The following is a 20,876-nucleotide window of genomic DNA, read 5'->3' as shown; positions in this document are numbered from 1 at the left end:
CCCTAACCCTCTCCCTGAAGGGAGAGGGGACTGGTCCTGAGGGGCTATATGTCCTGAGTCATCCTAATAGCCCAGTGTTGCCGGCTAACTCCATGATTGCAGCCCGCGCCGAACGGCCCCCTCTCCCTTCAGGGAGAGGGATGGGGAGAGGGTTGCGGACTCAAATCGAGCGCCAAGCGTATCGCCTCCAGCACCGAATCCATCCTCAACAACACGTCATGGTTCCAGAACCGTAGCACCTGGAAACCTCGGGCACAGAGCCAGGCGTCTCGCTCCAGATCGGGAGCAGAGCCCAGGTGCTGGCCGCCGTCCAATTCGATCACCAGCATTCTTTCCAGGCAGATGAAGTCGACTATGTAGTGGCCTACCACTTTCTGGCGCTTGAACTTCAAATCCATGAAGCGGTGGCCGCGGAGTTGTTGCCAGAGGGCCCGCTCAGCGTCGGTCTGGCCCTTGCGGAGTTGGCGGGAGAAGTCGCGGTATGACGGCATCCTTGATCTCCTTTTTTGTGAGATCAGGGAAGTTACTCGGCCTTGGTTGAAGAGCCCCTCTCCCCAGCCCTCGGCTGCGCGCCCCGCCCTGAAGGGAGAGGGGGCTGTCCTCTGCAAGGCGCAATCATGGAGCACGCCGGAACCTTCTGAGCTGAGGAAAGGAAGCGTCTTTACTCGACCACCAACCTCGGCAACCTCAACGTCACCCTCAGCCCCCCTTCCCGCCGATTCTGCAAACTCACCTCCCCGCCATGGGTATGCGCGATATTCCTCGCGATCCCCAACCCCAACCCATACCCCTGCCCCCGCTGCGACAGGCGCACCCGCGGTTCGAACACCTGTTCCAAGCGCTGCTCAGGCACCCCGGGCCCCTCGTCGTCGACGTGCACGAGCAGCGCTTCCAGGCCGTCCTCGACCTGCACCTGCGCGCGCTCGCCGTACTTCAGGGCGTTGTCCAGCAGGTTGCCGATGCAGCGGCGCAGGGCCAGGGGCTTGCCGGGATAGGGTTCGCCCGCCTCCCCCAGCAGCTTCACGCGGCCGTCGGCCAGGTAGGGGCCGGCGACGTGCTGCAGCAGCTGGTTGACGTCCACCGGCTCGATGTTCTCGTGGATGTCGGTGTCCTTCACGCATTGCAGGGCGCCCTTGACCAGCAGTTCCAGCTCGTCGAGGTCCTGGTTGAGCTTGTCGCGCTGCGGCTCGTCGTCGAGCAGTTCGACGCGCAGGCGCAGGCGGGTGATGGGCGTGCGCAGGTCGTGGGAGATGGCGCTGAACAGCTGGCCGCGCTCGCTGAGGTAGCGGTCGATGCTCTCGCGCATGGTGTTGAAGGCGCGGCTGACTTCCACCAGCTCGCGGGCGCCGCGCTCTTCCAGCGGCGCCGCCGGGCTGCCCAGGGCGACTTCGCGGGCGGCGCGGGCCAAGCGCTTGAGCGGGCGGCTCTGCTGGTGCACCAGCAGGCCGGCGAAGAGCAGCAGCAACAGGCTGGTCAGGCCGATGGAGAGCAGTTGCTGCGGCTGCAGCGCCTCCGGCTCCAGGCTGACGTAGGGCGCCGGCATCAGGCTGGCGATGTAGAGCCATTCGTTCTCGCCGATGCGGATCTGCGTCACCAGCACCGGCGGGTTCACCGGCTCCAGGGTCAGCGCGTAGTGGGCCCAGGAGCGCGGCAGTTCCTCCAGCTTCAGTTGGCTGTTGAACAGGCGCAGGTCGTCCGGGGCGACGAATTCCACTTCCAGCTCCACGTCCTTGCCCAGCTTCTGCTGCAGCACGTCGCGGACGATGTCCAGCACCGCCTGCTTGTTCGGCGTGTCCGGCAGGCTCTGCATCTGCAGCGGGCGCTCGTTGAGCGAGACGAAGAAGCGCGTGCCACCCATGCTGCGCAGCTGGTCCAGCACCAGCGGGCGGTAGCCGATGGGCAACGAGCGGAAGTAGCTGACGCTGGCGGCCATGGAATAGGCCAGGCTGCGCGAGCTGGTGAGCAGGCCCTCGCGCTGGCTGGAGCGCAGGTGCGAGAGCCAGAACAGGCTGGACAGGCCCTGGGCGACGAGGATCGCCAGCAGCGTCAGCAGCAGCATGCGCCCCAGCAGCGAGCGCGGGACCAGCGGCCAGCGCCGCCGCTCGCCCATCACAGCCCCAGGTGCGGGCGGACCTGCGCCGCCAGCAGATAGCCGCTGCCGCGCACGGTCTGGATCAGCCGCGGCGCCTTGCCGGTGTCGCGCAGGCGCTGGCGCAGGCGGCTGACCGCCATGTCGACGATGCGCTCCAGGGGCATCACCTCGCGGCCGCGGGTGGCGTTGGCGATGGTGTCGCGGTCGAGGATCTGCTGCGGGTGGTCGAGGAACAGCTTGAGCAGGGCGAAGTCGGCGCCGCTGAGGAAGAACTCCTCGCCGTCCTCGTGGAACAGCCGGTGGCTGACCGTGTCCAGGCGCCAGTCGTCGAAGGCCAGCACCTCGCCGCCGCGCACCTGGGTGAACTGCGCGCGGCGCAGCAGGGCCTTGATCCGCGCCAGCAGCTCGCGCGGGCTGAAGGGCTTGCCCAGGTAGTCGTCGGCGCCCAGCTCCAGGCCGATCACCCGGTCGGTTTCGTCGGAACTGGCGGTGAGCATGATCACCGGCATGCAGGCCAGGCGCTGGTGCGAACGAATCCAGCGGCACAGGCTGAAGCCGTCCTCGTCGGGCAGCATCACGTCGAGGATGGCCAGGGCGGCCTCCTCTGCCAGCAACGCCTGGCGAAAGGCCGCGCCGTCGGCGGCGCTGCGCACCTGGAAGCCGGCGCGGCTCAGGTAGGTTTCCAGCAGCTCGCGGATTTCCTGGTCGTCATCCACCAGCAGGATGGATTTGGCGGGTGCGTTCACGGGGCATCCCTTGTTGTTGTTCCAGTGGTTGCCGTTGGTCGTTCAGGCTTTTGCCTGCAGCGCCTGCTCCAGGGCCACGCCGGCGCCGAACAGGCCCGGATGGCTGGCGGTCATCACCCATACCGGCACCTGGCTCAGGTAGGGGCCGCTGGTCTTGCCGCGGGTGCAGAAGGCCTCGGCGAAACCGCTGCGCTGGAAGCGTTCGAGGAAGCGCGGGACTATGCCGCCGGTGATGTACACGCCGCCCAGGGCGCCGACCGTCATCACCGCGTTGCCGGCGACCCGCGCCAGCCACACGAAGAAGTGCTCCAGCACCGCGTCGCAGTAGGCGTCGCCGGCCAGGGCGCGCTCGCCGATCTGCGCCGCGGAGAGCGCCAGTGGCTGGATGCCGTCGACCTTGCAGCTGGCCTGGTAGATGTTCTCCAGGCCGCTGCCGGACAGCGCGCGCTCGGCCGAGACGTGGCCGTACTTCTCGCGCAGCTGCTGCCAGATGGCGAAGTCGCGCTCGCCGGTCACCGGCAGGTCGACGTGGCCGCCCTCGCAGGGCAGCACGTCCCAGCCGCCGCCGGGCAGCGGCACCAGGCTGCCGACGCCCAGGCCGGTGCCGGGGCCGATGATCAGCTTGGCGCGGCCCGGCAGGGCCTGGCCGTCGCGCACCTGCACCAGGTCCTCGCCGCCCAGGCGCGAGGCGGCCCAGGCCATGGTGCTGAAGTCGTTGACCAGCAGCAGGTGGCTCAGGCCCAGCTCGGCGCGGAAGGCCTCGCGGCTGATGACCCAGTGGTTGTTGGTGAAGCGGAAGTCGGCATCGCCCACGGGCCCGGCGCAGGCCAGGCAGACGCTGTGGATGGCGCCGAGCGGCTGGCCGACGCGCTGCAGGTATTCGCGCACGGCGTCTTCCGGGCGCGGGTAGTCGGCGCAGGCCAGCACCTCGATGGCCTCCAGGCGCTGCTCGCGCCAGAGGGCGAAGCGGGCGTTGGTCCCGCCGATGTCGCCGACCAGCGCGATGCCGGTCGGTGCTTGGGATTTGTTGTTGGAATTCATCGCAAGCTCGGGCAACTGAAAGGTTTGAGCGGGTTCCGGGAGGCGAATGCTCCGCCAAGCATAGCCCCTACCGCAAGCTCTCCAGCTCGGCGGTGAAGGCGCAGGCGCCCTGCTCCGCGGAACTGAACGACTGGCGCATGAAGGCGAACAGCTCGCGGCCCATGCCGCTGCCGTCGTCCTCGGGCAACAGCGCCAGCGGGCGGGCCTGCCACTCGGCGGCGTCGACCAGCACGCGCAGCTCGCCGGTGGTGCCGTCGACGCGCACCACGTCGCCGTCGCGCAGGCGCGCCAGCGGGCCGCCGGCGCTGGCTTCCGGGGACACGTGGATGGCCGCCGGCACCTTGCCGGAGGCGCCGGACATGCGCCCGTCGGTGACCAGCGCCACCTTGAAGCCGCGGTCCTGCAGCACGCCGAGGAAGGGCGTCAGCTTGTGCAGCTCGGGCATGCCGTTGAAGCGCGGGCCCTGGAAGCGCACCACGGCGACCAGGTCGCGCTCCAGCTCGCCGGCCTTGAAGGCCGCGGCCAGGCTGGTCTGGTCGTGGAAGATGCGCACCGGCGCCTCGACCACCTGGTGTTCGGCGGCCACGGCGGAAACCTTCATCACGCCGCGGCCGAGGTTGCCTTCCATCAGGCGCAGGCCGCCCTCGGCGGAGAACGGGCGCGACAGCGGGCGCAGGATGTCCTCGTCCAGGCTGTCGGCCGGGCCCTCGCGCCAGACCAGCTTGCCGCCGTCGAGGAAGGGTTCCTGCAGGTAGCGGCGCAGGCCCTTGCCGACCACGGTCTGCACGTCTTCGTGGAGCAGCCCGCCGTCGAGCAGTTGGCGGATCAGGAAGGACATGCCGCCGGCGGCCTGGAAGTGGTTGATGTCGGCCTGGCCGTTGGGATAGATGCGCGCCAGCAGCGGCACCACCTCGGAGAGTTCGGCCATGTCCTGCCAGCTCAGCTGGATGCCGGCGGCCTGGGCGATGGCCAGCAGGTGCAGGGTGTGGTTGGTGGAGCCGCCGGTGGCCAGCAGGGCCACCACCGAATTGACGATGGCGCGCTCGTCGATGACCTCGGCCATGGGCACGTACTGGCCGTTTTCCGGGGTCAGGCGGCTGGCCTGGCGCGCGGCCTCGCGGGTCAGCTCGTCGCGCAGCGGGGTGTTCGGGTTGACGAAGGAGGCGCCCGGCAGGTGCAGGCCCATCACTTCCACCAGCAGTTGGTTGGTGTTGGCGGTGCCATAGAAGGTGCAGGTGCCCGGCGCGTGGTAGGAGGCCATCTCCGAGGCCAGCAACTGCTCGCGGCTGGCCTTGCCCTCGGCGTAGAGCTGGCGCACCGCGGCCTTCTCCTTGTTGGAGATGCCGGTGGGCATGGGCCCGGCGGGGACGAACACCACCGGCAGGTGGCCGAAGCGCAGCGCGCCGATCAGCAGGCCGGGGACGATCTTGTCGCACACGCCCAGGCACAGCGCGGCGTCGAACATGTTGTGGGACAGGGCGATGGCGGTGCCCATGGCGATCACGTCGCGGCTGGCCAGGGACAGCTCCATGCCCGGCTCGCCCTGGGTCACGCCGTCGCACATGGCCGGCACGCCGCCGGCGAACTGGCCCACCGAGCCGATCTCGCGCAGGGCGTCCTTGATCAGCTCTGGGAAGCGTTCCAGCGGCTGGTGCGCCGAGAGCATATCGTTATAGGCAGAGACGATGCCGACGTTGGCCTGGTTCATCAGGCGCAGCGCCTGCTTGTCGTGCTCGCCGCAGGCGGCCACGCCGTGGGCCAGGTTGCCGCAGGGCAGCGTGCCGCGGTGCGGGCCCTTGGTGGCGGCGGCCTTGACCATGGCGAGGTAGCGCTGGCGGGTAGCGGCGCTGCGTTCCTGGATGCGACGGGTGACTTCGAGCACGCGCGGGTGCATGGCAGCATTCTCCTGCAGACTAACGATTGTTGTTTTTACAACATAATCATCGGTTAAAGGATATTTACTTTTGTTTGACGAAAAAATTTAATGGTTTTTACCACAAAAACACAAAAGAGACGACCTCCATGACCATTCGCCTGGCGATCAACGGGTTCGGCCGCATCGGCCGCAACGTCCTCCGCGCCCTTTATACCGCCGACTACCGCCAACAGCTCGAAGTGGTGGCCATCAACGACCTCGGCGACGCCGCCATCAACGCCCACCTGCTGCAGTACGACAGCGTCCACGGGCGCTTCCCCGGGCAGGTCGAGCACGATGACGAGAGCCTGACGGTGAACGGCGACCGCATCGCCGTCACGGCCCTGCGCGACCCGGCGCAATTGCCCTGGAAAGGTTTGGACGTCGATATCGTCCTGGAGTGCAGCGGACATTTCACCCAGCGCGACAAGGCCGCCGCGCACCTGTCCGCCGGCGCGCGCAAGGTGATCGTCTCGGCGCCGGGGGCCGGCGTCGACGCCACCATCGTCCATGGCGTCAACCACGAGTTGCTGCGCGCCTCGCACCAGATCATCTCGAATGCCTCCTGCACCACCAACTGCCTGGCCCCGGTGGCCCAGGTGCTGCACCGCGAGCTGGGCATCGAACAGGGCCTGATGACCACCATACACGCCTACACCAACGACCAGAGCCTGTCCGACGTGTACCACGGCGACCTCTACCGCGCGCGCTCGGCCACCCAGTCGATGATCCCCACGCGCACCGGCGCCGCCGAGGCGGTGGGCCTGGTGCTGCCGGAGCTGGCCGGCAAGCTCACCGGCCTTGCGGTGCGGGTGCCGGTGATCAACGTCTCGCTGGTGGACCTGACCGTGCAGGTCGGCCGCGACACCACGGTCGAGGAGGTCAACCAGTTGTTCAGGATAGCCAGCCAGGGCTCGCCCATCCTCGGCTACAACAGCCAGCCGCTGGTGTCGGTGGACTTCAACCATGACCCGCGCTCGGCAATCTTCGACGCCAACCACACCAAGGTCAGCGGCCGGCTGCTGAAGGTCATGGCCTGGTACGACAACGAATGGGGCTTCTCCAACCGCATGCTGGACAACGCCCTGGCGCTGTGGCGGGCACCGGCCTGAGGCGCGGCGGTGAACGCGGTTATCCGCCGTTGGCCCGGAACACCGTTGCGACGGCCAACGACGGGGCCCCTGTAGGAGCGGGCCCTGCCCGCGATTCGCGCGCAGGGCGCGCTCCTACAAATGGGTCCGGAGGTGGGCATGACGTAGGAGCAACTGTCTTGCCGGCTACACCGCGAGGCTCTTCGTAGGAGCGGATCTTATCCGCGAACCGCGCCGATATGCCCGGCTATCGCGGACAAGGTCCGCTACGCCCGAGCATCCCCGTAGGGCAGATAACCGCTGGCCTAGCGGTATTTGCGCCGCCCCTGCGCCTGCAGCACCAGCAGGCGCATGTCGGCTTCGGCCAGCACCGCCAGGCGCTCGGGCTTGTCGAGTTTCTTCCAGGCCTTGACCTCGGCGCGGCTGCGGCCGCAGCCGCGGCAGATGCCGTCGTCGAATTCGCAGACCTTGATGCAGGGATCTTTCACGGGGCCTCCCGATGGGTCGCGCACACCTCCACCATGGGGATATGCCGGGCCTACTTGAAGGCACAGGCGACGAAAGGTCCAACGCAGAAAAGACATCGCCCCGATTGGCCGGGCCAATCGGGGCGATATCGTGGTTCGGCACGCCGGCTCAGAGCAGGGTGAACTGGCTTTCCTTCACGTCGTCCGAGTCCAGGCCGATCATCACCTTGAACTCGCCCGGTTCCGAGGCGTAGCGCAGGTTGCTGTCGTAGAAGCGCAGGTCTTCCTCGCGGATCGGGAATTCCACCACCTTCGACTCGCCCGGCTGCAGCATGACCTTGCGGAAGCCCTTGAGCTCTTTCACCGGGCGGCTGATGGAAGCCACCTCGTCGCGCAGGTACAGCTGCACCACGGTCTCGCCGGCGCGCTTGCCGGTGTTCTTCACCGTCACCCGCGCCTTGAGGGTGTCGCCCTTGTGCATCCGCGGGCTGGACAGCTGCACGTCGGAAACGCTGAAGCGGGTGTAGCTCAGGCCGTAGCCGAAGGGGTACAGCGGGCCGTTCTGCGAGTCGAAGTAGCGCGAGGTGTACTTGTTCGGGTGCTCGTGGTCGAACGGGCGGCCGGTGTTGAGGTGGTTGTAGTAGATCGGAATCTGCCCCACCGAGCGCGGGAAGGTCATCGGCAGCTTGCCCGAGGGGTTGTAGTCGCCGAACAGCACGTCGGCGATGGCGTTGCCGCCCTCGGTGCCGCTGAACCAGGTCTCCAGCACGGCGTCGGCGTTCGCGGTTTCCCAGCGCAGGTCCAGCGGGCGGCCGTTCATCAGCACCAGCACCAGCGGCTTGCCGGTGGCCTTCAGCGCCTTGAGCAGGTCGTACTGGCTCTGGGCGATGTGCAGGTTGGTCTTGCTCGACGCCTCGTGGGCCATGCCCTGGGCCTCGCCGATCGCCGCCACGATGACGTCGGCCTGCCTGGCCTTGGCCACCGCCTCGTCGATCATTGCCTGCGGGCTGCGCGGGTCGATCTTCACGTCCTCGTTGTATTCGTTGAGGTACTTGATGATCTCTTCGTCGTTGGTGACGTTGGCGCCCTTGGCGTAGAGCAGCGCGGCCTTGCCGCGGGTGGCGTGCCCCATGCCTTCGAGCAGGGTCACCGCCTGGAAGGCCTTGCCGGCGGCGGACCAGCTGCCCATCACGTCGCGCTTGCTGTCGGCCAGCGGGCCGACCAGGACGATGGTGCCGCCGCGCTTGAGCGGCAGCACGTCGCCTTCGTTCTTCAGCAGCACCATGCCGCGGCGCGCCACGTCGCGGGCCTCGGCGCGGTGCAGGCGGCTTTCGGCGTCGGTGTCGAGCGGGTCGGCGCCCTGCAGATAGCGGTACGGGTCCTTGAACAGGCCCATGTCCCACTTGGCCGCCAGCACGTCGCGGCAGGCGCGGTCGATGTCGGCCTGGCTGATGGCGCCGGCCTTGAGCAGCTCCGGCAGTTCCTTGCCGTAGAGGTCGTCGTTCATGTTCATCTCGACGCCCGCGGTCATCGCCAGGCGCGCGGCCTCGCGCGGTTCGCCGGCGACGCCGTGCTTGATCAGCTCCATGACCGCGCCGTGGTCGCTGAGCAGCACGCCCTTGTAGCCCCATTGCTTGCGCAGCACGTCCTGCAGCAGCCACTTGTTGGCGGTGGCCGGCACGCCGTTGACGCTGTTCAGCGAGACCATCACCGCGCCGGCGCCGGCGTCGATGGCCGCGCGGTACGGCGGCAGGTAGTCCTGGAACATGCGCGGCAGGCTCATGTCCACGGTGTTGTAGTCGCGCCCGCCCTCGCCGGCGCCGTACAGGGCGAAGTGCTTGACCCCGGCCATGATGGTGCCCGGCTGGTCCAGGCCCTTGCCCTGGTAGGCCTTGACCACGGTTTCGGCGATGCGGCTGACCAGGTAGGTGTCCTCGCCGAAGCCTTCGGACACGCGCCCCCAGCGCGGATCGCGGGCGATGTCGACAGTGGGCGAGTAGGTCAGGTTGAGGCCGTCGGCGCTGGCCTCCAGGGCGGCGATGCGCGCGCTGGTGGCGACCGCGTCCATGTCCCAGCTGGCGGCCAGGCCCAGGCCGATGGGGAACACGGTGCGATGGCCGTGGACCACGTCGTAGGCGAAGAACAGCGGGATCTTCAGGCGGCTGTGCATGGCCGCGTCCTGCAGGTCGCGGATGCCCGGGCGGACCACGGTGTTGAAGATGGCGCCGGTGGTGCCGGCCTTGATCTCTTCCAGCAACACCGGCTTGGGATGGTCGGGGCCGACGCTGACCAGGCGCAGCTGGCCGATCTTCTCGTCCTGCGTCATCTGCTGCATCAGCTGGCTGATGAAGGCGTCCTTGGACTGCCCCGGCAGCGGAACCGCCGGCCCCTCGGCAGCGAGCAGGGAAACGCTGTTCAACCCCAGCAGGAGGCCGAGGCAGAGGTGTGTTCTCTTCATTATGTGTGCGCACTCAGTGGCCCGCGCCAGGGCGGCGGCCGACTGTTGAATGTTGGAAGGTTCGATGATGGCCATGCCCGGCGCTGTTCCGGCGGCTCCCCCAGGTGCTGCCGCCGGCGCCCGTGCGGCGCGGCACATAAGGTCGTCCCGCGCGCGATGGAAGTCAACGGTTGAAAGCTTTCAGGGGCGGCGCCCCCGACTTTCGGACGCGCGGATCAGTGGTCGCGTTCCCTGGCCATGGCCTCGAGTTCCTCGCGCATGGCCTCGGCCAGGGCGCGCTCCTCGTCGTACTCCTCGGCCTCGGGCGCCGGCGCGGCGGGCTCTGCGGCGGGTTCCGGGGCTGCCTCGACGGCGTCGTCGGACGCTGTCGGCAAGGCTTCTTCGGCTGCTGCGGGGTCGTCCGCGGCCTCGTCTTCGGCGACCGGCGGCGGTTCGATCAGGTCGTCGAAGTCGGTCTTCAGGCCCTGCTCCATCTCGTCCAGTTCGGCCAGCAGGCTGCGGAAGCTGGTTTCCTCGGGCTTCCCCTCCGGCGCCGCGGCTTCCGGCTCTTCGCCGGCTTCGCGCAGCGCCTGGTCGGCCAGGGCCTGGATCGACGCCGGCACGTAGTCTTCGTCGAGGATCGGGCTGGGCAGGTGGACCGGCACCAGTTGCACGTCTTCCGGCTCGGCTTCCATCTCGCGCAGCTCGGCCAGCGGCGGCAGTTCTTCCAGGCTCTTGAGGTTGAAGTAGTCGAGGAAGGTGCGGGTGGTGGCGAGCATCGCCGGGCGCCCCGGCACCTCGCGGTAGCCGACGATGCGGATCCACTCGCGTTCCATCAGCGTCTTGATGATCTGGGTGTTCACCGCCACGCCGCGGATTTCCTCGATCTCGCCGCGGGTGATGGGCTGGCGGTAGGCGATCAGAGCCAGGGTTTCCAGCAGCGCGCGGGAGTAGCGCTGCGGGCGCTCCTCCCACAGCCGGCCGACCCAGGGCGAGAGCGGCTCGCGGATCTGCAGGCGGTAGCCGCTGGCCACTTCCTTGAGCTCGAAGGCGCGGCCGGCGCAGGACAGCGACAGGATCGCCAGGGCATCGCGGAACTGCTGCGGCTCCGGGCGCTCGGCCTCCTCGAACAGCTCGCCGAGGCGTTCCAGCGACAGCGGCCGGCCGGCGGCCAGCAGGATGCCTTCGAGCAGGGTCGCCAGTTCGTGGGGGTCGGAGAGATTCATCGGGTCGCTCGGTTCGGGTTGCGGGAATCGCCGGTCTGGCGGGAAAACTACTCAATGCGCGGCGCCAGGGCAACGCCGGGGGCTCAGAGCGGCTCCTCGTCGAAGTCCTCGGCGTCCGCCGTCTCGTCGAAGCCGCCGTCCTCGAAGGTCGGCTCCGGCGCCGGTGCCTCGGTCTCCTCGAACACGCCTTCGTCGCCCTCCTCCAGGGCCTCGACCGGCGCAGCGCCCTCCTCCACCTCGATGCGGGCGCGCACGTGGATGGGCGCGAAGGCCTGATTCTGCACCAGCTCCACCAGCTGTTCCTTGACCAGCTCCAGCACTGCCATGAAGGTCACCACCACGCCCAGGCGGCCTTCCTCGATGCGGAACAGCTCGATGAAGGGCACGAAGCCGGCGTCCTTCAGGCGTTCGAGGATTTCGCTCATGCGCTCACGGGTGGAGAGCATCTCGCGGGTCACCTGGTGGCTCTCGAACAGGTCGGCGCGGCGCAGCACCTCGGCCAGGCACAGCATCAGCTCCTGCATGTCCACCTGCGGCAGCAGCTTGCGCGCCTTGGCCTGCGGCGCCGCCACGGTCGGCACCACGTAGTCGCGGCCCTGGCGCGGCAGGCCGTCGAGGTCCTCGGCGGCCTGCTTGAAGCGCTCGTATTCCTGCAGGCGGCGGATCAGTTCGGCGCGCGGGTCTTCCTCGTCCTCCTCGGCCTCGGCCGAGCGCGGCAGCAGCATGCGCGACTTGATCTCGGCGAGCATGGCGGCCATCACCAGGTACTCGGCAGCCAGCTCCAGGCGCACCGACTTCATCAGCTCGACGTAGGTCATGTACTGGCGGGTGATTTCCGCCACCGGGATGTCGAGGACGTCGATGTTCTGCTTGCGGATCAGGTACAGCAGCAGGTCGAGCGGCCCTTCGAAGGCTTCGAGGAAGACCTCCAGGGCGTCCGGCGGGATGTACAGGTCCTGGGGCAGCTCGGTGACCGCCTCGCCATAGACGAGCGCCAGCTGCACCGGCTCGCGGTACTCGTCGGGGCTGGAAGGGGCTTGCGGCTCGGTCAGGTCGCTCATCGGCCTCTCGTCGGGCGGGGCGGGCTCAGGGCGGCATTATCCCTGCTTTTCAGCGGCGATGGTGAGGGAATTGGACGGAATGGCGCCCATCCACGCCATCCCCTGTAGGAGCGCGCCCTGCGCGCGATTTCGCGGGCAGGGCCCGCTCCTACAATTTTCCCTGAGATGCCGTTTCCCCGTAGGAGCGGACCTTGTCCGCGATAGCCGGAACCGCCGGCGCGATTCGCGGATGCGATCCGCTCCTACGCGGCCCCACCCACGCCATTCCCCTGTAGGAGCGAGCCATGCTCGCCTGCAACGCAGGATTTTGTCCGCAATGCCGGGCGGCCTAGCGGTACACCAGCCCCATGGCCTGGCGCACTTCCACCAAGGTCTCGCGCGCCGCTTCGCGGGCGTGTTCGGCGCCCTCGGCGAGGATGCTGCGCACCAGTTCGGGGTTGTCCTCGTAGTCCAGGCCGCGCTCGCGGATCGGCGCCAGTTCCTGGTTGATCGACTCGATCAGCGGCCGTTTGCAGTCCAGGCAGCCGATGCCGGCGCTGCTGCAGCCCTCCTGCACCCACTGGCGGCAGGCGTCGTCGGAGTAGATCAGGTGCCACTGCCACACCGGGCAGCGCTGCGGGTCGCCCGGATCATTACGCCGCACCCGCGCCGGGTCGGTGGGCATGCGCGCGATCTTCTCCTCCACCTCCGCCGGGCTTTCGCGCAGGCCAATGGTGTTGTCGTGGGACTTGGACATCTTCTGCCCGTCCAGCCCCGGCATGCGCGAGGCGCTGCCGACCAGCGTCTGCGGTTCGGGCAGCAGCACGCGGCTGCTGCCTTCGAGGTAGCCGAACAGCCGCTCGCGGTCGCCGAGGGTCAGGTTCTGCTGCTCCTTGAGCAGTGCCCGCGCGGTTTCCAGGGCATCTTCGTCGCCCTGCTCCTGCCAGGCCTTGCGCAGGCTGCCGTAGAGCTTCGAGGTCTTCTTGCCCAGGCGCGCGACGGCGGCCTGGGCCTTGTCCTCGAAGTCCACCTCGCCGCCGTAGAGGTGGTTGAAGCGCCGCGCCACCTCGCGGGCGAACTCGACGTGGGCCAACTGGTCCGAGCCCACCGGCACCAGGCCGGCGCGGTAGACCAGGATGTCCGCCGCCTGCAGCAGCGGGTAGCCGAGGAAGCCGTAGGTCGACAGGTCCTTGTGGCCGAGCTTTTCCTGCAGCTCCTTGTAGGTTGGCACCCGCTCCAGCCAGGGCAGCGGGCAGATCATCGACAGCAGCAGGTGCAGCTCGGCGTGCTCGGGCACCTGGGACTGGATGAAGAGGGTCGAGGCGCTGGGGCTGACGCCCACCGCCAGCCAGTCCACGGCCATGTCGCGGACGTGCTGGCGGATCGGCCCGACGTCGTCGTATTCGGTGGTCAGGGCATGCCAGTCGACGATGGAGAAGAAGCATTCGTACTCGTGCTGCAGGCGCACCCAGTTCCGCAGCACGCCGTGCAGGTGGCCCAGGTGCAGGCGCCCGGTAGGGCGCATGCCGGACAGCACACGGCGCTGGGATTCGACATTGCTCAAGCGCGGGACCTCGGCAAGGGCGGCAGTATGGAAGAGCGCTTCAGGCGTAGGCCTCGAAGGGGGCCGGGTCGCCGCAGCCGACGCGGATCACCTCCGGCTCCTCGCCGGTGAGGTTGATCACCGTGGAAGCCTCGACGCCGCCATGGCCGCCGTCCAGCACCAGGTCCACCTGGTGCTCCAGCGCGCCGCGCATCTCATAGGGGTCGCTCATCGGCTCGGTCTCGCCGGGCATGATCAGGCTCACGCTCATCAGCGGCTCGCCCAGCTCCTGCAGCAGCGCCTGGGCGATCGGGCAGGCCGGCACGCGCAGGCCGATGGTGCGGCGCTTGGGGTGCAGCAGCATGCGCGGCACCTCGCGGGTGGCGTCGAGGATGAAGGTGTAGGGCCCCGGCGTGTGGGCCTTGAGCAGGCGGAACAGGCGGGTGTCGACCTTGGCGTACAGACCCAGCTCGGACAGGTCGCGGCACACCAGGGTGAAGTTGTGCTTGTCGTCGAGCTTGCGCAGCCGGCGGATGCGCTCCACCGCGCCCTTCTCGCCCAGGCGGCAGCCCAGGGCGTAGGAGGAATCGGTGGGATAGGCGATCACCCCGCCCTGGCGGACGATCTCCACCGCCTGCTTGATCAGGCGTGGCTGGGGGTTTTCAGGATGGACCTGGAAGAACTGGCTCATGAAGTCTCCTCGAGGGCCCGGGCCGCGCCGGCGAAGCGCGTCCACAAGGGCGGAAGGTCGTCCGGCACGGGCCGGTACAGCCCCAGCTCCGACCAGTCGCTGGGGCCGTGGAAATCGCTGCCGGCGCTGACCAGCAGGCCGAATTCGCGGGCCAGGATGCTCAGCACGCCGACCTGCTCGGCCGGCTGCAGGCCGTTGACCACTTCGATGGCGTGGCCGCCGGCGTCGATGAAGTCGGCGATCAGCTTGCGCCGCTTGGTGCGGGTGAAATCGTACTGGTAGGGGTGCGCCAGGCTGACCCAGGCCCCCGCCGCGCGCAGGGTGCCGACCGCCTCGGCGAGGCTCGGCCAGTGCTGCTTGACGTCGCCCAGCTTGCCGGCGCCCAGCCACTTGCGGAAGGCTTCGGCGCGCTCGGCGACATGGCCGGCGCGCACCAGGAACTCGGCGAAGTGCGGCCGCGCCGGGGCATTTTCGCTGTCGCCCAGCTCGCGCTGGACGGCCCGCGCGCCCTCGAAGGCGCCGGGCATGCCCTTGGCCTCCAGGCGCCGGCCGATCTCCTCGGCGCGCGCCCAGCGCCCGCGGTGCAGGTCGTCCAGGGCGCGAACCAGCGGCTCGGCGGCACTGTCGAAGGCGTAACCCAGGACGTGGATGGTCGCCCCGCCCCAGGTGCAGGACAGCTCCACGCCGTTGACCAGGGTCACCCCCAGTTCCTCGGCGGCGGCGCGCGCCTCGGGCAAACCTTCCAGGGTGTCGTGGTCGCTCAGGGCGAGCAGGCGCACGCCGCGCTGGTGCGCGCGGGCCACCACGGCAGCGGGCGGCAGCTGGCCGTCGGAGGCGGTGCTATGGCAATGCAGGTCGACACGCATGGGCATACCGGGACGGGTTTTACTTCTGTATAGACGCTGCGCGGCGGCGATTCACGGCGTGCGAGCGCAACGGCACGAGACGGGTGACTATTTCAGTTCTTCCGCAGGTTGGTATTATGCCGCCACAACTGGGCTCTGGCTGCCGTAATGAAGCAATTCATCGATTTCATCCCCCTCATCCTGTTCTTCATCGTCTACAAGCTGGACCCGCGCACGGTCGAACTCGCCGGACACTCCTTCAGCCTGGGCGGCATCTACAGCGCCACGGCGGTGCTGATCGCCTCCTCGGTGGTGGTCTACGGCGCGCTGCTGATCAAGCAGCGCAAGCTGGACAAGGGCCAGTGGCTGACCCTGGCCGCCTGCCTGGTGTTCGGCGGCATGACCCTGGCCTTCCACAGCGAGACCTTCCTCAAGTGGAAGGCCCCGGTGGTCAACTGGCTGTTCGCCCTGGGCTTCCTCGGCAGCACCCTGGTGGGCGACCGCCGGCCGCTGATCCAGCGCATCATGGGCCATGCCGTGCATTTGCCGGAACCGATCTGGCAGCGCCTGAACCTGGCCTGGGTGCTGTTCTTCGTGTTCTGCGGCTGCGTCCAGCTGTTCGTCGCCTTCACCTTCGAGCGTTTCTGGGTGGACTTCAAGGTGTTCGGCAGCCTGGGCATGACCCTGCTCTTCCTGATCGGCCAGGGCGTGTTCCTGGCCCGCCACATGCACGACGCCCCAACCGGCGAAAAGCCCAAGGACTGACATGCTCTACGCAATCATCGCCCGCGACATCACCGCTTCCCAAGAACGCCGCCTGGCCGCGCGGCCGGCGCACCTGGCCCGCCTGGAGCAGCTCAAGGACGAGGGCCGCCTGGTCCTGGCCGGGCCGCACCCGGCCATCGACAGCCCCGACCCGGGCGCGGCCGGCTTCACCGGCAGCCTGATCGTCGCCGAGTTCGAGTCGCTGGCCGCCGCCCAGGCCTGGGCCGATGCCGACCCGTACCGCGCCGCCGGCGTCTATGCCGAAGTCGTGGTCAAGCCGTTCAAGAAAGTCCTGCCGTAAACCGGCGAGCGGCGGTGTACGGACGACGCCGCATGGCCGGACACCCAGGCCCGGCCCCGCGACCGGACAGCGCCCGGAGCGCGGTGCCCGGCGGCTCATCAGCGTACAAGGAGTTCCGATGTCCCGACGTCATCTGCTGCCCCTGCTGTTCTGCCTGAGCCTGCCGCTCGCCGCCCACGGCGAGGAGCCCGCCACCGACCCCGGCGCCGGGCCCACCCCCTCCGCCACGCCGGCTCCGGCCAGCGACGACCTCGCCCAGTTGCAACAGCGCCTGGACGAGAGCGAGAAGCAGCGCACCGACCTCGCCGCCCAGCTGCAAGGGGCGGAAAGCGCCGTGGTGGGCCGCCTGCGCCAGGAAAACCAGCGCCTGAAGCTGCAACTGCGCGAGCTGCAGGCCCAACAACCGCCGCGCCTGCTCAGCGACGAGCAGACCTGGTTCGCGACCGGCGGCGCCGTCGCCCTCGTCGCCTTCGTTCTCGGCGCCCTGAGCCGCGGCCGACGCCGCCGGCGCCGTGAATGGATCAACTGAAAGAAGCCCGAGCAATGAGTGAGCTGCTGCTGATCGACGACGACCGTGAACTGTGCGAACTGCTGTGCACCTGGCTGACCCAGGAAGGCTTCAGCGTGCGCGCCAGCCACGATGGCGGCGCGGCCCGTAGCGCCCTGGCCAGCCGCACGCCGGACGCCGTGGTGCTGGACGTGATGCTGCCCGACGGCAGCGGCCTGGAGCTGCTCAAGCAGCTGCGCAGCGAGCACCCCGACCTGCCGGTGCTGATGCTCTCGGCCCGCGGCGAGCCGCTGGACCGCATCCTCGGCCTGGAACTGGGCGCCGACGACTACCTGGCCAAGCCCTGCGATCCGCGCGAGCTGACCGCGCGCCTGCGCGCCGTGCTGCGCCGCAGCCACCCGGCGCAGCCCAGCGCCCAGGTCGACCTCGGCGACCTGAGCCTGAACCTGGCCCGCGGCGTGGCCAGCGTCGCCGGCCAGGAGGTCAGCCTGACGCTGTCCGAGAGCCGCATCCTCGAGGCGCTGCTGCGCCAGCCCGGCGAGCCGCTGGACAAGCAGGCCCTGGCGCAGATCGCCCTGGGCCGCAAGCTGACGCTCTACGACCGCAGCCTGGACATGCACGTCAGCAACCTGCGCAAGAAGCTCGGCGCGCACCCGGACGGGCGTCCGCGCATCCTCGCCCTGCGCGGGCGCGGCTATTTCTACGCGCCCTGAGCGAACGGCCGGGAACCCCGCCCCAGAGCGGTAGACGCAATCTTTACCGAAGCTTTACCCGGCCCTGACCGCCCTTGACCTTGCCATCCCTAGACTGGGCACATCCGGTTCAGAAACCGGTCCACGAAAGGAGAAGATTCATGCGCAAGACCCTCACCGCCCTGATGTTCGCCGCCGCCCTGCCGACCCTGGCCATGGCTGCCACGCCGGTACCGACCGATACTCCTCCGCCGCCCGCCCATATGATGGGCGGCCACATGAAGGACGGCCACGGCCCGCGCGGCGGCTGGAACGGCCCCTTCAAGGCCCTGAACCTGAGCCCCGAGCAGCGCCAGCAGGTCGGCAAGCTGATGGGCGACTCGATGAAGAGCCGCCACGACATCACCGACAAATACCTGAGCAAACTCTCGGCCGCCGACCAGAAGGCCATGCAGGACGAACTCAAGGCCAGCCACGACAAGACGCAGAAGGACATCCGCGCGCTCCTGACGCCCGAACAGCAGAAGAAGTTCGACGAGCTGAAGAAAGAGCGCGAGCAGCGCAAGGCCGAATGGGCCGAGTTCCAGCAATGGAAAGCGCAGAAGGATGGCAAGACCAACTGATAGCGCCAGCCACCCGGGCGCCGGGCTCACCCCCGGCGCCTCGGCGTGCCCGCGCCCCTGACCCGAAACGGACATGCGACTGAACCGAAAGACCATGCGCTCGCTCTTCTGGCGAATCCTCGCCGCCTTCTGGCTCGCCCTGCTGCTGGTTGCCGGCCTGTCCATCCTGCTCGGTCGCGCGCTGAACCAGGACACCTGGATCATCGCCCGCTACCCCGGCATGCACGACCTCGCCCAGCAATGGACGCGGCTCTACGAGAACCAGGGCCCCGCCGCCGCCCAGCAGTTGCTGGAGCAACGCCGCCGCGACTACGACCTGTCGGTGCAGGTGCTCGACGAAAGCGGCCAGCGCCTGGTCGACGGCACCTACCTGCCGCGCCCGCCACGACGCAACAACGACGAAGGTTTCGACCGCCGGAACCTGCCGCGCTTCCCCTGGCGCCAGCTCAGCCAGGAATACACCAGCGCGGAAAGCGACCACACCTACCTGTTCATCTACCGGATTCCCCACGGCGCGCTGGAAGCCTGGCACCGCGGCAGCCTGCTGTGGCCGCTCAGCGCGCTGGGCATCGCCCTGGTGGTGCTGACCATCTTCAGCCTGCTGGTGACGCTGTCCATCACCCGCCCGCTCAACCGCCTGCGCCGCGCCGTGCACGACCTCGGGCAGACCGCCTACCAGCAGGACAGCCTGGCGCGCCTGGCCCGCCGCGGCGACGAGCTGGGCGTGCTGGCCCGCGACTTCAACCGCATGGGCGCGCGCCTGCAACGGCTGATCAGCAGCCAGCGCCAGCTGCTGCGCGACGTTTCCCACGAACTGCGCTCGCCGCTGGCGCGCCTGCGCATCTCCCTGGCCCTGGCCGAGCGCGCCAGCCCCGAACAGCGCGCCAGCATGTGGCCGCGCCTGGAGCAGGAGTGCGACCGCCTGGAAGCGCTGATCGCCGAAATCCTCGCCCTCGCCCGCCTGGACGCCGAGCCCGGGCCGACCAGCCGCGTCGAACTGCTGCCGCTGCTCGAACGCCTGCGCGAGGACGCCCAGCTGCTTTCCCCGGAACAGCACATCCAACTGCGGGTTCCCGCCGACCTGGCCCTGGATGGCTGGCCCGACATGCTCGAACGGGCGCTGGACAACCTGCTGCGCAACGCCCTGCGCTTCAACCCGGCGGACAAGCCGCTGGAAGTCGAAGCCGACAGCGACGGCGCCGTGCTGCGCGTGCGCGTTCGCGACCATGGCCCGGGAGCCGATGCCGAACACCTGGCGCAGCTGGGCGAGCCCTTCTTCCGCGCGCCCAACCAGGACAGCCCCGGCCACGGCCTGGGCCTGGCCATCGCCCGCCGCGCGGTGGAGCGCCACGCCGGCCGCCTGCGCCTGGCCAATCACCCCGACGGCGGTTTCGTCGCCACCCTGGAAATACCGCTGGCGCGCCACGCTGCCTGACCCCGGAGCCCGATCATGAGCCTAGCCGCCGAATACCTGCCGTCCCCCACTCCGGCCCTGCCGTTGGCGGCCGCCGGCCTGCCGCGGGAGCGCCCGCGGGACGAGCCGCAGAGCCTGGTGCTGGCGGTGGAACTGGGGCTGCTGGCGCAGCGCTGGCGGCGCCGCTGGCCGGAACTGCGCCTGAGCCTGCCGCGCGGCGGCACCTGGCCGCTGCACAGCTGGCCGCAGGCGCTGCACGAAGCCCTGGATGAATTGCTGGATACCGCGGTGGAATGGCAGCAGGACGCCGCCATCGTGCTGGAACCGCACCTGGAGCGCGGCCTGCTGCGCCTGGACCTCGGCGGCACCGACGAACAGGCCCGGCGCTGGCTGCCCCGGGCCCTGCGCGCCGCCCAGCGCCTGGCCGCCTGGCAGGGCGGCCGGCTGCTCTGGCGGGCCGGCGGGGCGCGCTGGAAAGTCCGCCTGAGCCTGCCGCTCAGCCCCGCCAGGCGCTGACGAAGGCCGCCGGGTCCAGCGGCGCCGGCTGGCGCAGCTCACCCATGGGCGTGCCCAGGTAGATGAAGCCGACGATGCGCTCGTTGGCCGCCAGGCCCAGGCCCTGGTGCACGACTGGATCGAAAGCCATGGCACCGGTGCGCCACATGGCCCCCAGCCCCTCGACGAAAGCCGCCTGGACGATGCCATAGGCGGCACAGCCGGCGGCCAGCATCTGCTCGATCTCCGGCACCTTGGGGTGCTCCTGCAGGCGCGCGATGGCCACCACCAGGGTCGGCGCGCGCAACGGCATGGCGCGGGCCTTGGCCAGCGCCTCGGGGCTGGCGTCGGGTTGTTCGGCATTCAGCGCACGGGCGAACAACTCACCCAGTTGCTGCCGCGCCTCGCCTTCCACCGTGAGGAAGCGCCACGGGCGCAACTGCCCATGGTCCGGCGCGCGCAGGGCGACGCGGAACAGCCGCTCGAGCTGCCCGGCAGTGGGCGCCGGCTCGCCCAGGCGGGCATGGGATACACGGTTGACCAGCGCTTCGTAGGCCTCCATGGGCTACCTCCTGTACACACAAGGACGGCCATTGTAATCGCAAAGGCTTCTCATCTGTCTGCTCACCTGCAGCCAGGGTGCTTCGTATCCGTGTAGGAGCTAGCTTGCTCGCGAACAGTTCTATCGGCGAACACTGGTGTTCGTCCTGAGAGCGCCCTCTCCCTAACCCTCTCCCTGAAGGGAGAGGGGACCGTTCGGTGCGTTTTGACAGTCCTGAGTCAGCCGGCAATTCCGAAGGCCTCCGGCTGAAACCACTCCTTCTCTCGGCACGGACAGCCCCATCTGCGTTCAGAAACGTAGGGCACATAACCGTTCACGGTTATCCGCCGTTGGCCGGAACCGCACGGCCTGAGCACGATGGCGGATAACGCCATAGGCGTTA

At 69.0% G+C, this 20,876-nt stretch carries 21 protein-coding genes; 8 read left to right on the top strand and 13 right to left on the bottom strand.

Annotated features, from left to right (window positions below; all coding sequences use genetic code 11):
- Positions 1-128: 128 nt before the first annotated feature.
- The 5 genes from IG194_RS22815 to edd all read right to left on the bottom strand — a co-directional run bounded on the left by IG194_RS22815 (position 129) and on the right by edd (position 5,773).
- A complete protein-coding gene (locus tag IG194_RS22815; protein ID WP_058488830.1) occupies positions 129-491 on the bottom strand; it encodes an endonuclease domain-containing protein in 363 nt (120 codons plus the stop codon).
- Positions 492-661: 170 nt separating this feature from the next.
- Complete coding sequence (locus tag IG194_RS22810; protein WP_043319330.1) at positions 662-2,110, bottom strand: ATP-binding protein; 1,449 nt, start codon at positions 2,108-2,110, stop codon at positions 662-664.
- Positions 2,110-2,838 carry a response regulator gene (locus IG194_RS22805; RefSeq protein WP_043267606.1) on the bottom strand — a complete coding sequence of 243 codons (729 nt, stop codon included), beginning with the start codon at positions 2,836-2,838 and terminating at the stop codon, positions 2,110-2,112. Before IG194_RS22805 ends, IG194_RS22810 begins: the two co-directional genes overlap by 1 nt.
- Positions 2,839-2,880: 42 nt before the next feature.
- Positions 2,881-3,879, bottom strand: coding sequence for a glucokinase (locus tag IG194_RS22800; RefSeq protein ID WP_058488829.1), 999 nt, complete (start codon positions 3,877-3,879; stop codon positions 2,881-2,883).
- Between the two features lie 67 nt (positions 3,880-3,946).
- Positions 3,947-5,773 carry a phosphogluconate dehydratase gene (gene edd, locus IG194_RS22795; protein WP_058488828.1) on the bottom strand — a complete coding sequence of 609 codons (1,827 nt, stop codon included), beginning with the start codon at positions 5,771-5,773 and terminating at the stop codon, positions 3,947-3,949.
- Positions 5,774-5,901: 128 nt separating this feature from the next.
- Between edd and gap the strand changes: the two genes are divergently transcribed.
- A complete protein-coding gene (gene gap, locus IG194_RS22790) occupies positions 5,902-6,906 on the top strand; it encodes a type I glyceraldehyde-3-phosphate dehydrogenase (protein ID WP_058488827.1) in 1,005 nt (334 codons plus the stop codon).
- 284 nt (positions 6,907-7,190) lie between these two features.
- Here the strand turns inward: gap and IG194_RS22785 are convergent, their stop codons facing one another.
- The 7 genes from IG194_RS22785 to IG194_RS22755 all read right to left on the bottom strand — a co-directional run bounded on the left by IG194_RS22785 (position 7,191) and on the right by IG194_RS22755 (position 15,155).
- Positions 7,191-7,373 carry a DUF1289 domain-containing protein gene (locus tag IG194_RS22785; protein WP_009620910.1) on the bottom strand — a complete coding sequence of 61 codons (183 nt, stop codon included), beginning with the start codon at positions 7,371-7,373 and terminating at the stop codon, positions 7,191-7,193.
- A gap of 148 nt (positions 7,374-7,521) precedes the next feature.
- Positions 7,522-9,810 carry a beta-glucosidase BglX gene (gene bglX, locus IG194_RS22780; RefSeq protein ID WP_058489738.1) on the bottom strand — a complete coding sequence of 763 codons (2,289 nt, stop codon included), beginning with the start codon at positions 9,808-9,810 and terminating at the stop codon, positions 7,522-7,524.
- A gap of 215 nt (positions 9,811-10,025) precedes the next feature.
- Positions 10,026-11,015: an SMC-Scp complex subunit ScpB gene (gene scpB, locus IG194_RS22775; protein WP_058488826.1), complete on the bottom strand. Its 990-nt coding sequence runs from the start codon at positions 11,013-11,015 to the stop codon at positions 10,026-10,028.
- Positions 11,016-11,098: 83 nt separating this feature from the next.
- The gene (locus IG194_RS22770) at positions 11,099-11,947 is read right to left on the bottom strand and encodes a segregation and condensation protein A (RefSeq protein ID WP_225617239.1); all 849 of its coding nucleotides are present in this window, start codon (positions 11,945-11,947) and stop codon (positions 11,099-11,101) included.
- A 457-nt stretch (positions 11,948-12,404) separates the two neighbouring features.
- Entirely contained in the window at positions 12,405-13,619 is a 1,215-nt protein-coding gene (locus tag IG194_RS22765) for a tryptophan--tRNA ligase (protein ID WP_058072072.1), read from the bottom strand.
- A 40-nt stretch (positions 13,620-13,659) separates the two neighbouring features.
- The gene (locus IG194_RS22760) at positions 13,660-14,289 is read right to left on the bottom strand and encodes an L-threonylcarbamoyladenylate synthase (RefSeq protein WP_043319341.1); all 630 of its coding nucleotides are present in this window, start codon (positions 14,287-14,289) and stop codon (positions 13,660-13,662) included.
- Complete coding sequence (locus IG194_RS22755) at positions 14,286-15,155, bottom strand: PHP domain-containing protein (protein WP_058489737.1); 870 nt, start codon at positions 15,153-15,155, stop codon at positions 14,286-14,288. Before IG194_RS22755 ends, IG194_RS22760 begins: the two co-directional genes overlap by 4 nt.
- Before the next feature lie 147 nt (positions 15,156-15,302).
- Between IG194_RS22755 and IG194_RS22750 the strand changes: the two genes are divergently transcribed.
- The 7 genes from IG194_RS22750 to IG194_RS22720 all read left to right on the top strand — a co-directional run bounded on the left by IG194_RS22750 (position 15,303) and on the right by IG194_RS22720 (position 19,953).
- The gene (locus IG194_RS22750) at positions 15,303-15,899 is read left to right on the top strand and encodes a septation protein A (RefSeq protein WP_009620899.1); all 597 of its coding nucleotides are present in this window, start codon (positions 15,303-15,305) and stop codon (positions 15,897-15,899) included.
- 1 nt (position 15,900) lies between these two features.
- Complete coding sequence (locus tag IG194_RS22745) at positions 15,901-16,200, top strand: YciI family protein (protein WP_043319343.1); 300 nt, start codon at positions 15,901-15,903, stop codon at positions 16,198-16,200.
- A gap of 118 nt (positions 16,201-16,318) precedes the next feature.
- Positions 16,319-16,729: a hypothetical protein gene (locus IG194_RS22740; RefSeq protein ID WP_058488824.1), complete on the top strand. Its 411-nt coding sequence runs from the start codon at positions 16,319-16,321 to the stop codon at positions 16,727-16,729.
- 14 nt (positions 16,730-16,743) lie between these two features.
- Positions 16,744-17,421 (top strand): response regulator transcription factor, encoded by a 678-nt coding sequence (locus tag IG194_RS22735; protein ID WP_058488823.1) that lies wholly within the window; start codon positions 16,744-16,746, stop codon positions 17,419-17,421.
- Positions 17,422-17,561: 140 nt separating this feature from the next.
- Positions 17,562-18,023, top strand: coding sequence for a Spy/CpxP family protein refolding chaperone (locus tag IG194_RS22730; protein ID WP_009620895.1), 462 nt, complete (start codon positions 17,562-17,564; stop codon positions 18,021-18,023).
- A gap of 94 nt (positions 18,024-18,117) precedes the next feature.
- The gene (locus tag IG194_RS22725) at positions 18,118-19,458 is read left to right on the top strand and encodes a sensor histidine kinase (protein WP_058488822.1); all 1,341 of its coding nucleotides are present in this window, start codon (positions 18,118-18,120) and stop codon (positions 19,456-19,458) included.
- A 15-nt stretch (positions 19,459-19,473) separates the two neighbouring features.
- Positions 19,474-19,953, top strand: coding sequence for a hypothetical protein (locus tag IG194_RS22720; protein ID WP_058488821.1), 480 nt, complete (start codon positions 19,474-19,476; stop codon positions 19,951-19,953).
- Here IG194_RS22720 and IG194_RS22715 read toward each other — a convergent pair.
- The gene (locus IG194_RS22715; protein ID WP_043267628.1) at positions 19,934-20,494 is read right to left on the bottom strand and encodes a nitroreductase family protein; all 561 of its coding nucleotides are present in this window, start codon (positions 20,492-20,494) and stop codon (positions 19,934-19,936) included. The two genes, IG194_RS22720 and IG194_RS22715, sit on opposite strands and share 20 nt — an antisense overlap.
- Between the last annotated feature and the right edge of the window lie 382 nt (positions 20,495-20,876).

The organism is Pseudomonas sp. ADPe (assembly GCF_014843515.1).
In the GTDB taxonomy this organism is placed as follows: domain Bacteria; phylum Pseudomonadota; class Gammaproteobacteria; order Pseudomonadales; family Pseudomonadaceae; genus Pseudomonas; species Pseudomonas citronellolis.
Note: the sequence above shows the minus strand (reverse complement) of the source record. Positions and strands in the feature narration are given on the sequence as shown.